12 protein-coding genes are annotated in these 10,312 nt (G+C 65.0%); 8 read left to right on the forward strand and 4 right to left on the reverse strand.

The features are described 5' to 3' along the window. Positions 1 to 2 precede the first annotated feature (2 nt). Genes C1D09_RS07030 through C1D09_RS07040 form a run of 3 tightly spaced genes read left to right on the forward strand, consistent with a single transcriptional unit; the run spans position 3 to position 4,326 of the window. Positions 3 to 161, forward strand: coding sequence for a YgaP family membrane protein (locus C1D09_RS07030; RefSeq protein WP_246135669.1), 159 nt, complete (start codon positions 3 to 5; stop codon positions 159 to 161). 11 nt (positions 162 to 172) lie between these two features. Beyond that, a complete protein-coding gene (locus C1D09_RS07035) occupies positions 173 to 1,135 on the forward strand; it encodes an efflux RND transporter periplasmic adaptor subunit (protein ID WP_167514513.1) in 963 nt (320 codons plus the stop codon). Further along, on the forward strand, positions 1,132 to 4,326 hold the full coding sequence (locus C1D09_RS07040) for an efflux RND transporter permease subunit (protein WP_143973598.1): 3,195 nt from the start codon (positions 1,132 to 1,134) through the stop codon (positions 4,324 to 4,326). Before C1D09_RS07035 ends, C1D09_RS07040 begins: the two co-directional genes overlap by 4 nt. Positions 4,327 to 4,400: 74 nt before the next feature. Here C1D09_RS07040 and C1D09_RS07045 read toward each other — a convergent pair whose 3' ends face one another. Continuing rightward, positions 4,401 to 4,973, reverse strand: a complete 573-nt coding sequence (locus C1D09_RS07045; RefSeq protein ID WP_143973599.1) for a hypothetical protein — start codon at positions 4,971 to 4,973, stop codon at positions 4,401 to 4,403. Here C1D09_RS07045 and C1D09_RS07050 point away from each other — a divergent pair. Beyond that, entirely contained in the window at positions 4,960 to 5,580 is a 621-nt protein-coding gene (locus tag C1D09_RS07050; RefSeq protein ID WP_246135667.1) for a Crp/Fnr family transcriptional regulator, read from the forward strand. The two genes, C1D09_RS07045 and C1D09_RS07050, sit on opposite strands and share 14 nt — an antisense overlap. Before the next feature lie 198 nt (positions 5,581 to 5,778). Then, positions 5,779 to 6,204 (forward strand): ion channel, encoded by a 426-nt coding sequence (locus C1D09_RS07055; RefSeq protein WP_167514514.1) that lies wholly within the window; start codon positions 5,779 to 5,781, stop codon positions 6,202 to 6,204. A gap of 83 nt (positions 6,205 to 6,287) precedes the next feature. On the opposite strand, the gene C1D09_RS07060 is transcribed toward C1D09_RS07055, so the two are convergent. Then, positions 6,288 to 6,956 (reverse strand): hypothetical protein, encoded by a 669-nt coding sequence (locus C1D09_RS07060; protein WP_246135668.1) that lies wholly within the window; start codon positions 6,954 to 6,956, stop codon positions 6,288 to 6,290. Positions 6,957 to 7,278: 322 nt separating this feature from the next. On the opposite strand from C1D09_RS07060, the gene C1D09_RS07065 reads away from it, so the two are divergent. Together C1D09_RS07065 and C1D09_RS07070 are read left to right on the forward strand one after the other, a co-directional pair. Next, a complete protein-coding gene (locus C1D09_RS07065) occupies positions 7,279 to 7,683 on the forward strand; it encodes an OsmC family protein (RefSeq protein ID WP_143973601.1) in 405 nt (134 codons plus the stop codon). Then, on the forward strand, positions 7,680 to 8,375 hold the full coding sequence (locus C1D09_RS07070) for a VIT1/CCC1 transporter family protein (RefSeq protein WP_143973602.1): 696 nt from the start codon (positions 7,680 to 7,682) through the stop codon (positions 8,373 to 8,375). The genes C1D09_RS07065 and C1D09_RS07070 overlap by 4 nt, the downstream gene beginning before the upstream one ends. 32 nt (positions 8,376 to 8,407) lie before the next feature. Here C1D09_RS07070 and C1D09_RS07075 read toward each other — a convergent pair whose 3' ends face one another. Next, positions 8,408 to 8,875 carry a DUF2231 domain-containing protein gene (locus C1D09_RS07075; RefSeq protein WP_143973603.1) on the reverse strand — a complete coding sequence of 156 codons (468 nt, stop codon included), beginning with the start codon at positions 8,873 to 8,875 and terminating at the stop codon, positions 8,408 to 8,410. A gap of 186 nt (positions 8,876 to 9,061) precedes the next feature. On the opposite strand from C1D09_RS07075, the gene C1D09_RS07080 reads away from it, so the two are divergent. Then, positions 9,062 to 9,808, forward strand: coding sequence for a pseudouridine synthase (locus C1D09_RS07080; protein WP_143973604.1), 747 nt, complete (start codon positions 9,062 to 9,064; stop codon positions 9,806 to 9,808). An 87-nt stretch (positions 9,809 to 9,895) separates the two neighbouring features. On the opposite strand, the gene C1D09_RS07085 is transcribed toward C1D09_RS07080, so the two are convergent. Then, complete coding sequence (locus tag C1D09_RS07085) at positions 9,896 to 10,165, reverse strand: cyclase (protein ID WP_143973607.1); 270 nt, start codon at positions 10,163 to 10,165, stop codon at positions 9,896 to 9,898. Positions 10,166 to 10,312 lie beyond the last annotated feature (147 nt).

Genomic DNA, 10,312 nt, shown 5'->3' on the forward strand with positions numbered 1-10,312 from the left:
TGGTGCTGCTGTCCGTTGTGCTCACCGCCTTTGTCTCGCCGCTGTTCGTTTGGCTGACGGTTTTCGTCGGCTTGAACATGCTGCAGTCGGCGTTCACCGGCTTCTGCCCGGCAGCGATGGTCTTCCGCAAGCTCGGCATCAAGCCGGGATGCGCATTCTGAGGAAGATCCGGATGCGCATGCCTCTTCTGTTGGCCGCCTTGGTGGCGGGCTCTCCGGCGCTTGCCGGCACGCTGACGCTTGCGCCGACGACGGTGACCGAATGGAAAGCGGTCTATGGCCGTGTCGAGGCGCGCGACACCGTTCCGGCGCGCGCCCGTGTCGGCGGTCTTGTTGTCGATCTGGCCGTCACGGAAGGCGAACTGGTCAAGGCGGGGCAGAAGATCGCGACCGTCCAGGACGACAAGATCGCGTTTCAGGTCGCCGCTCTGGACGCACAGCTTCGTGCCCTGCAGGCGCAGCTTGAGACGGCGCAGTCCGAACTTGCCCGTGGCCAAACGCTGGTCGACAAGGGCGTCATGACCGCGCAGCGTCTCGATCAACTGCGCACCGAAGTCGACGTCGCACGCAACCAGCTTGCCGCGACCGAGGCGCAGCGATCGGTGATCGTCCAGCAGGGCGCCGAGGGCGATGTCTTTGCTCCCGGCGACGGCCGCGTGCTGACCGTACCGGTGACGCGTGGCGCGGTCATCATGGCCGGTGAGGTTGTGGCCACCATTGGTGGCGGCGGGGTGTTCCTGCGGCTTGCCGTTCCGGAGCGCTACGCGGCGTCGCTGAGAGAGGGAGCCGCCATCCGTATCACCGCCGCCGGCAAGGAGGCCCCCGGACGTCTCGCCAAGATCTATCCGCGGATCGACAATGGCCGCGTCATCGCCGACGTCGAGGTCGACAATCTCGATACCAATTTCATCGATGCCCGTGTCCTGGTCGAGCTGCCGGTCGCCGAGCGCTCCGCGCTGCTGGTGCCGGCTTCGGCCATCCAGACCCGTTCGGGGATCGATTTCGTGCGCGTCGCCGCGGGCGGCGGCAGTGTCGAGCGCGCGGTGGTCACAGGCGAGCGGACCAGGCGCGCCGAAGGCGGCTATGTCGAGATCCTGACCGGCCTGGCGGCCGGCGAGGTCGTGGTCACCCCATGAAAGGTCCCGCCTCGTTCGGCATCGCGGGCGCGCTGACGCGGGCCTTCATCGCCTCGCCGCTGACGCCGCTGTTCCTGGTCGCCGCCTTCGCCTTCGGGCTGGTGGCGCTGCTCACGCTGCCGCGCGAGGAAGAACCGCAGATCTCGGTGCCGATGGTCGACATCTTCGTGCGCGCCGACGGGCTCAAGGCCGACGACGCCGTCAAGCTGATCACCGAGCCACTGGAGACGATCGTCAAGGGCATCGACGGCGTCGAGCATGTCTATTCGCAGACGCGCGACGACCAGGTGATGGTCACCGCCCGCTTTGTCGTCGGCACATCGTCGGACTCTGCCGTGCTGCGCGTCCACGACAAGGTGCGCGCCAACATGGACCGCATTCCCGTCGGCGTGCCCGAGCCGCTGATCGTCGGCCGCGGCATCGACGACGTCGCCATCGTCACGCTGACGCTGTCGCCGAAGCCGCAGGCAGCCGCGCGCATGACGGCCAACGACCTCACCCGCATCGCGCGCGAACTGCGCACCGAGATCGCCAAGATCGACAATGTCGGCCTGACCTATCTGGTCGGCGACACCGGTGAGATCATCCGCGTCGATCCCAACCCTGAAAAGCTTGCCCTTTACGGTGTCACCCTGCAGCAGCTCGCCGCCAAGGTATCGGGCGCCAACAAGGCCTTTCCCGCCGGACGTGTGCGCGACAAGGGCGAGCAGATCGACATCGTCGCCGGCGAGACATTGGCCTCGCCCGACCAGATCGGCAACCTGCTGCTTACCTCGCGTGACAACCGCCCCGTCTATGTCCGCGACGTGGCCGACGTCGCCTTCGCCACCGACGCCGGTGATACGCTGGTGTCGACGGTCACCAGCGCCGGCGCTGGTGTCGAGCGCGTGCCGTCGGTCACCCTCGCCATCGCCAAGCGCGCGGGATCGAACGCGGTCGCCGTCGCCGACGCCATTCTGCACCGGGTCGCACTGCTCCAGGGCGGGCTGATATCAGGCGATATCTCGATCGACGTGACCCGCAATTACGGCGAGACCGCCAACGACAAGGCAAACGAGCTCCTCTACCATCTCGGCCTGGCGACCATCTCGATCATCGTGCTGGTCTGGGTCGCCATCGGCCGCCGTGAAGCGATGGTCGTGGCCGTCGTCATTCCGGTGACCATCCTGCTCACGCTGTTTGCCTCGCGCGTCATGGGCTACACGCTGAACCGCGTGTCGCTGTTCGCGCTGATCTTTTCCATAGGCATTCTCGTCGACGATGCCATCGTGGTGATCGAGAACATCTCGCGCCACTGGGCCATGGGCGGCCGCGATCGCCGGCAGGCGGCAATCGAGGCGGTGGCGGAGGTCGGCAACCCGACCATCGTCGCCACCTTGACCGTGGTCGCCGCACTGCTGCCGATGCTGTTCGTCTCGGGAATGATGGGCCCCTATATGAGCCCGATTCCGGCCAATGCCTCGGCGGCGATGATCTTCTCCTTCTTCGTCGCGGTGACGGTGACGCCGTGGTTGATGCTTAAACTTGCCGGGCGGGCGCCGATGCATGCCCATCAGGATCATGGCAATGGCGGTCCGCTCGGCCGCGCCTACACCGCCGTCGCCCGGCCGATCCTGGCCTCGAAGAAGGCGAGCTGGGCCTTCCTGCTCGTCGTCGGCGTGCTGACCCTGGGCTCGCTCGCGCTGTTCTACACCGAGCATGTCACGGTCAAGCTCCTGCCCTTCGACAACAAGTCCGAACTGTCGGTGACCATCGACCTGCCGGAAGGGTCTTCTGTCGAAGCGACCGATGCGGTGGCGCAGGCCGTCGCCGCCCAGGTTCTCCAGTTGAAGGAGGTTCGATCGGTCCAGACACATGCCGCCACGGCGGCGCCCTTCAACTTCAACGGCCTCGTCCGCCATGCCGTCCTGCGCACCGAGCCGCAGCAGGGCGACGTGGCGCTCAACCTGCTGCCGAAAGCCAACCGTGTCCGCTCCAGCCATGAGATCGCGCTCGACGTCCGCCAACGCATCGCCACGATCCCCGTACCGCAAGGCACCAGCCTGAAGGTGGTCGAGCCGCCGCCAGGCCCGCCGGTGATGGCAACGCTGCTCGCCGAGATCTACGGACCCGACGGCGAGACCCGCCGCAAGGTCGCCGCCAGGATCGAGGCGGCGTTTCGCTCCGTGCCCTTCATCGTCGACGTCGACAACTCCTGGGGACAGCCGGCACGCCGGCTGCGCGCCACGATTTCCACCGACGATGCCGAGTTCTTCCATGTCGAGGAAAGCGACGTCTTCGACACGCTTGCCATCCTCAACGGGGGCAAGACCGTGGGCTATTCGCATCGCGGCGGCGGTCGCCAGCCGATTCCGATCAGGATCGAGCGACCGAAGGGCGAAAGGACGCTCGACGAGCGCTTCCTGACCACCCCCATTCCGGCCAACGTTCTGCCTGGCGACCGCGGCGTGGTCGAACTCGGCGATGTCGTGCGGGTGACGCCGGAGCGCGCTTCGTTCCCGGTGTTCAGGCACAATGGCCGCGCTGCCGAAATGGTGACGGCCGAGCTTGCCGGCAGCTTCGAGGCGCCGCTTTACGGCATGCTCGCCGTCAGCAAGGCCATCGACGCGCAGGACTGGACCGGGCTGCAGAAGCCCGCGATCTCGCTGCATGGCCAGCCGGAGGATGAAAGCCGGCCGACGCTTTTGTGGGACGGCGAATGGGAAGTCACCTGGGTGACCTTCCGCGACATGGGCGCGGCCTTCGGCGTCGCGCTGCTCGGTATCTACATCCTCGTCGTCGCCCAGTTCGGCTCTTTCAAGGTGCCGCTGGTGATCCTGACGCCGATTCCGCTGACCTTCATCGGCATCCTCGGCGGGCACTGGCTGTTCGGCGCGCCGTTCACGGCCACCTCGATGATCGGCTTCATCGCGCTGGCCGGCATCATCGTGCGCAATTCGATCCTGCTGGTCGACTTCATCCGCCACGCCGCATCGCCCGACAGGCCGTTGAGCGAGGTGCTGATCGAGGCCGGCGCGATCAGGTTCAAGCCGATCCTGCTCACCGCGCTTGCCGCCATGATCGGCGCCGCGGTGATCCTGAGCGATCCTATTTTCCAGGGGCTGGCGATCTCGCTGCTGTTCGGCCTGGCCTCCTCGACGCTGCTGACGGTGCTGGTCATCCCCGCGATCTACCGGGTGCTGCGCACGTAAAGTGTCGGGAGGGGCCGGATATCACATGGATCACGCGACGATATTCAGCTGAAGAATTTTCTCCAGTTCCAGTTTCAGGGATGAGGGTCTTCGCCTCGTGCGATCATCATGTGGTGGCGCTGATGATGCATCCCTTGAGCCATGAGCCCGAAGAACCCGAGGCCGCGCAGTTTGTCGGCATCCTTCGCTGGGGGCCACACGGTCAGGGATGCGCCGCCATCGATATCGGAAGCGTCGAAACGCCAACCGTCCGCCCCGTTCATCGCCGCCGCATGAGCCTTCAACATCCGACGCACTGAATCATGAACGGCTCCCGAGCCAGTGACCAGGAATCGGGTTCCGCCCGCAACCGGCTCGCTCTTCACATCGGCTGCCAGAGTAACCGCGTTCATGTCGACGAGATGCGCGCGCAGGGCGTCGATGTCCACTCTGGACCAGTCCGCGTCAGGATCAGCCTCGAGTATGGCTACGATCTCCTGGATCGCCGCGAAAGCGCCTTGGCCGGGCTCTGTCGGAACCGCTTCGCCCGCGGCTTGCCCACTCATCATCTGCATATGCATCTTATGGTCGATTGCGCCTGACTGGGCTTGCTGGGCACTGGCGGCGGAAGAAACCAGGCAAGCGGCGAGTGCGATGGCGCGTATCATGGCAGTTGCTCCGTTGACCAGGCATGCTTGCCACAGCTTCGACAAATCCTACATGATAGAAATCATGTCGCTCCCGCTCGTTGCCTTGCTCGACCGTCTGGAAGGCCGCGAGATCGACTTCGCGGCGGGATCACCAGTGTTTCATCAGGGTGATCCTGTCCGGTTCATTCATGTCGTGCGTTCGGGCGTCCTTCACCTGGTCAGGCATCAGGACAATGGGACGGCCCTGGTCCTTCAACGTGCGGGTCCCAATACCATCCTGGCCGAAGCCTCGTTGTATTCAGCCTCCTACCATTGCGCGGCCCGAGCGGATGTTGCTGCCGTCACCTGGGCCGTTCCGCGCGCCGGCCTGCTCGCCCGGATCGAGGAGGACACGAAACTGGCTATCGCTTGGGCGCGCCATCTCGCGCATGAGGTCCAGCAGGCACGACTGCAGTCGGAGATCTTGTCCCTCAAGACAGTCGCGGCCCGCCTCGATGCGTGGGTCTCCTGGCATGGGAGCCTTCCCGCCAGGGGACATTGGTCAACGTTGGCCCGTGAAGTAGGCGTCAGTCCCGAGGCTCTTTACCGCGAAATCGCCAGCCGCCGAGGGCGCGGCACGATTTGATTCCGCACCCGTCGTGTTGCGCCTCATCGCGACGCCTTCAAGGTGTCGGGATCCGTTCTTTATCACGTCCCCGCGAGGCCAAGCCCTCGCCTTTTTTTGGGCCATTTGCGGGCAATCATGCCTTCGCCAGACCGCGCCCCGGCAGTCACCCCCGCATCTCCAAAACCCAAATGGCGCTAGCGAGACCATTCAATGAACATGCTAACGGCCATCGTATTGACTTTTGCCGCCGTCATCGGGTCGTCATCCCTCCACTACGAGGCGATCCAGCGCCTCGACAGATTGGCCCGCAAGTCGGTTGGGGCTTACCCCGCGCTGCTTTTCGTAATCTGCGGCCTGGTTGGGCTTCATCTTGTTGAGATCGGTATCTATGCCGCCATATTTCACCTTGCCGACCGGACCCTTGCCCTCGGTGATTTCGGAGGCAAGGCCTTCCCCTCAAACATGGACTATTTTTACTATGCCGCCGAGGCCTATGCCTCGCTCGGCTATAACAATGTGATACCTGTCGGTGAGATGCGGCTCATCACGTCCATCACGCCACTGAACGGCCTCCTGCTTCTGACCTGGTCTGGCTCCTTTCTGTTCTCGCTCGTGGAGGATTGGCGAGGCAAAGGAAAATAGCCGCCGAAGGCACTGGTCCGGATCACGCTCCAGCCAAACGACGACCGGCGCGGCGCCACCGCCGATCTCGTTCGTGGCTGACTTCAGAGCACGTCTCGCAGCCGTTCAAACAGGCGGCGAGGACCTGACAACGGATCCTTGAGCCCAGGATGCGCCTGGGCATCCGGAGTGGCTTGCGACAGCGGTGCGCCGGGGCATCCTTCCTGTACCTTGGTCCAAGACGGAGCGTTGAGCACGGTGTCGCAGCGCGCCAACTGCGTGCTGCCGGCCACGACGAGACAAGCAAAACCGCCGCCCGGGATGAACTTGCCGTTGGCCCGGCAGGCAGATGTGGCCGACGCGGGCTGCGGCGCGGTGCCGCCCGGGCAATGGTCAAGCACCTCCTTCCAGGACAAGATATTGAGGTTGACCTCGCAGCGAGCCAGGTGGCTCGTCTCGCCAACCCTCAGGCAGGCATACTGCCCCAGTTCAAACCGTCCCATATTGGCCATGCATGCCTCATCTGCCCGCGCCGGCAACGCCGTACCGACGAGCGCCACGAGGGCACGAAATAAAGTGCTCTTCAACGTATTGGACCCATTGCTGATGCCTGTTCCATCGCATTGATCGATTGTGGCAACATAAGGTCCGGATGGGTTTTGGCCATCAGAGACGGCAGGCGCCCCAAGCCGCCAGCGCGCAGCTGGGTGCTCGAGCCCGACCGCGATGCGCCGGCGCGTGCCGCGCAGCAAGCGCTCCATGACGCCAAGCATCCCGGCTGCCCTGCCGCGACATCCAGCCCGACTTCGACCGCCTCGCCAGGCGCGGCGTGAAATTTCTCGGCCGCCGCGCATGGGCCCGGTCTGCGCCGCCTTCTTCGACGACACCTGCGGCAACTTCATCGTGATGGCTCAGCGGGCCGGTTGACGCGCCATCGCTTGCACAGCTGCGGTCGTACCGGCGGCCAGCAGGGTGGCATGCACGTGAAGGGCCATCATGGCCGGATTCTGACCTGGATCAAAACCGGGTTCCTGAAAAGAAGCTAGAACCGCCTGAGCGGCGCCCGTCCCTCGGGCGGCGAAAGCAGGCGGCATCATGGTCGAATACAGCGTTGAAGCCAGACGGACCGATGCACGAGAAAGCGTGGCCACGACCAAGAACGCCGCACTCGTTCTCGACACCAGTCGCGAGGGCCGGGTCGATGCCTTCAATCCGGCCGAACTGCTTCTGGCGGCGATCGCCGCCTGCATGATCAAGGGCATCGAACGCGTTACCCCGATGCTCGGTTTCAAACTGCGAGGCGTCAGGGTCGCATTGCATGCCGCTCGGCGCGACAGCCCGCCGGGGATTGCCTCGATCGACTACGAGCTTGTCGTCGACACCGATGAAACCGACCAGCGGCTGGAATTGCTGCACAAGAATGTCCGCAAGTACGGCACGATTTCCAATACGATCGCCGCCGCCACGAAACTCGAAGGCAAGATCAGGAGAAGAGCATGAGCCGCCTGCATGTCGAAAACCATCAGGTGTCGCGCATCGGCTGGCTGCGCGCCGCCGTCCTGGGGGCCAATGACGGTATCGTCTCGACCGCGAGCCTGATCGTCGGCGTGGCGTCGGCCGCAGCGCCGGCTTCGCAGGTTCTGGTCGCCGGCATAGCCGGCCTTGTGGCAGGCGCCATGTCGATGGCGGCAGGCGAATATGTCTCGGTCAGCTCCCAGTCGGACACCGAGAACGCCGACCTCGCCCGCGAACGCCAGGAGCTCGCGACCCAGCCCGAATTCGAGCGCGAGGAGTTGGCGCAGATCTACGTCAAGCGGGGGCTGGCGACGGACATGGCCCGCCAGGTCGCCGACCAGCTCATGGCCAAGGATGCGCTGGCCGCGCATGCCCATGACGAACTCGGCATTTCGGAAATGACCACGGCGCGGCCGATCCAGGCGGCACTGACCTCGGCGGCGACCTTCAGCGTGGGCGCGGCAATGCCGCTGCTCATGGTCCTGGTGTCGCCGGCCTCCATGCTGGTGCCGGCGGTCTCGGTTGCGTCCCTGCTTTTCCTTGCCCTGCTGGGCGCCATCGGCGCCAGGGCGGGCGGCGCCAACATCCTTCGCGCAACGTTGCGCGTGACCTTCTGGGGCGCCCTCGCCATGGCGCTCACCGCCGGCATCGGCGCGCTGGTCGGGACCGCGGTGTAAGCGGCCGGCCAACCGCCCGGCCGCTCATGCCATCACCCGCCGACTGTGACCTTGGCGACATTGACGCCGAGATCGTACACCAGGATGCCGCCATAGTAGGCGGTGATCGTGACCAGCGCGGAACCGGCGATCTCGATCGCCGGGATGGCGACGGCCATCGAGCCGATGCCGCGATTGCGCACCCACAGGCCCAGCCTTAAGGCCCCCCAGATGAGGAACGCCAGCGCGGTGACGCCGCCCAGCCCCTCATGCGTTTCCGCCACCGGGCTGCTGAAGCCACCCGATTCGGCAAAATCGAGCGCCAGCCCGCCAAGATACCAGGTCGCAACGGCAAACAGCCCGGCGGCCACGGCCAGGCCGGTCGAGATTGTGCCGGCGCCGCTGCGCACGGTCATGTCATGGCGACGCCAGAATCCGACGATGTCGACCAGCGTAACGGTCAGGATGATCACGATCGGAAAATGCACGAAGATCGGGTGGATATGCTGAATAGGAACCATGCTGCTTTCAAACCTTCTCTTGAAACGTGTCGAAAATGCCCCTCGTCGACGGGCACCGCGCGCAACGTAGCCCCGCGACGCAATCGCTCTCTTGATCCAGGACAAGGCCATCGCGACCGCCGGTCGCTTGCGATTGCCGCACCTCCCATGCCATCTGTCCGATACGACGGACCGGTCCTAAGCAGAATGACAGCACGACCCACATCGCCCGCGGCCAGGCCATCAGGCGTCAGCCTCAATCGTGCGCTGTCGAAGCTCGGCCTGTGCTCGCGCACGCAGGCTGAGGTGTTGATCGCGGAAGGGCGCGTGCGCGTCGGGGGCAAGGTGGTGCGCGATGCCGCGCTGCGCGTCGACCTGAACCGCGACAGCATCGTAGTCGATGGCGCGCCCGTCGTTGCCGAGCGCAAGGTCTATGTCATGCTCAACAAGCCACGCGGGCTTGTCACCACCCGCGACGACCCGCAGCAGCGCGACACCGTCTATGCCTGCCTCGAAGGGCTCGATTTGCCCTTCGTCTCGCCGGTCGGCCGCCTCGACAAAGCCAGCGAAGGCCTATTGCTGATGACCAACGACACGCAATTCGCCAACCGTTTGATGGACCCGGCCGCGCACCTGCCCAAGACCTATCACGTCCAGGTCGGCACGGTGCCTGACGAAGCGATGCTGGAAACGCTGCGCGCGGGTGTGAATGTCGACGGCGAGACCCTGACGGCCAATTCCATCATGCTTTTGCGCAGCGGCGGCCGCACCGCCTGGCTGGAGATCGTGCTCGACGAGGGCCGCAACCGCCACATCCGCCGGCTGCTCGCCACGCAGGGGATCGAGGTCAAGCGCCTCATCCGAATCGCCATCGGGCGCTTGCCGCTGGGCAACCTCGCCAAGGGCGCGGCGCGGCATCTGACAATCGAGGAGCTGGCGCTGCTGGGAAGCTGAGCATGCGCCCCGCCCGCCAGACCGCAAGCGCCAGGCTTATTTTCGTCCGGAATTTGCGTTGGAACGAGGAGATGGAACAGCGGCCCATCAAGCCTTGTTGGTGATCCACATGCTTGGCGCGCCGACCACGCCAGCGCTCGCCATCGCCTCTTTCAATTTTGGGTTCTTGATGAAGGCCTGCGCCTCGGCGGCACTGGCGAAATCATGGGTCACGGTGACGTCGTTGGGGTTGTCCGCCGCCTGATAGACGGCTTCTGCCTTCACGCCGTTGGCCTTTTGAACCGGGGCGAACCCGTCGTAGACTTTGCGCCAGGCCTTGTAGTCGGACACGGTGTGTCTCACGAACAATGTCGTCATATCCATTCCTCCCAGGTTACCGTTGCGCCCAAGAGGTCGGCGATGGGCCGTCCAGTTTATCGCTCCGATCATGTCCTGGGCAAACCGGCGAACGAATGAGAGCCGCCTGATCCCCGCTCGCGAAAGAGTCTTTTCGCCCACCGATGA

The sequence above is a fragment of the Mesorhizobium intechi genome, from assembly GCF_002879535.1.
Taxonomy (GTDB): domain Bacteria; phylum Pseudomonadota; class Alphaproteobacteria; order Rhizobiales; family Rhizobiaceae; genus Mesorhizobium; species Mesorhizobium intechi.

What these genes read in the sequence shown, in the direction of transcription:
- C1D09_RS07035 (WP_167514513.1), top strand. Translation starts at nt 173, where the DNA reads ATGCGCATGCCTCTTCTGTTGGCCGCCTTGGTGGCGGGCTCTCCGGCG.
- C1D09_RS07040 (WP_143973598.1), top strand. Translation starts at nt 1,132, where the DNA reads ATGAAAGGTCCCGCCTCGTTCGGCATCGCGGGCGCGCTGACGCGGGCC.
- C1D09_RS07050 (WP_246135667.1), top strand. Translation starts at nt 4,960, where the DNA reads ATGGCGCGTATCATGGCAGTTGCTCCGTTGACCAGGCATGCTTGCCAC.
- C1D09_RS07045 (WP_143973599.1), bottom strand. Translation starts at nt 4,973, where the DNA reads ATGATACGCGCCATCGCACTCGCCGCTTGCCTGGTTTCTTCCGCCGCC.
- C1D09_RS07055 (WP_167514514.1), top strand. Translation starts at nt 5,779, where the DNA reads ATGCTAACGGCCATCGTATTGACTTTTGCCGCCGTCATCGGGTCGTCA.
- C1D09_RS07060 (WP_246135668.1), bottom strand. Translation starts at nt 6,956, where the DNA reads ATGCTTGGCGTCATGGAGCGCTTGCTGCGCGGCACGCGCCGGCGCATC.
- C1D09_RS07065 (WP_143973601.1), top strand. Translation starts at nt 7,279, where the DNA reads ATGGTCGAATACAGCGTTGAAGCCAGACGGACCGATGCACGAGAAAGC.
- C1D09_RS07070 (WP_143973602.1), top strand. Translation starts at nt 7,680, where the DNA reads ATGAGCCGCCTGCATGTCGAAAACCATCAGGTGTCGCGCATCGGCTGG.
- C1D09_RS07075 (WP_143973603.1), bottom strand. Translation starts at nt 8,875, where the DNA reads ATGGTTCCTATTCAGCATATCCACCCGATCTTCGTGCATTTTCCGATC.
- C1D09_RS07080 (WP_143973604.1), top strand. Translation starts at nt 9,062, where the DNA reads ATGACAGCACGACCCACATCGCCCGCGGCCAGGCCATCAGGCGTCAGC.
- C1D09_RS07085 (WP_143973607.1), bottom strand. Translation starts at nt 10,165, where the DNA reads ATGACGACATTGTTCGTGAGACACACCGTGTCCGACTACAAGGCCTGG.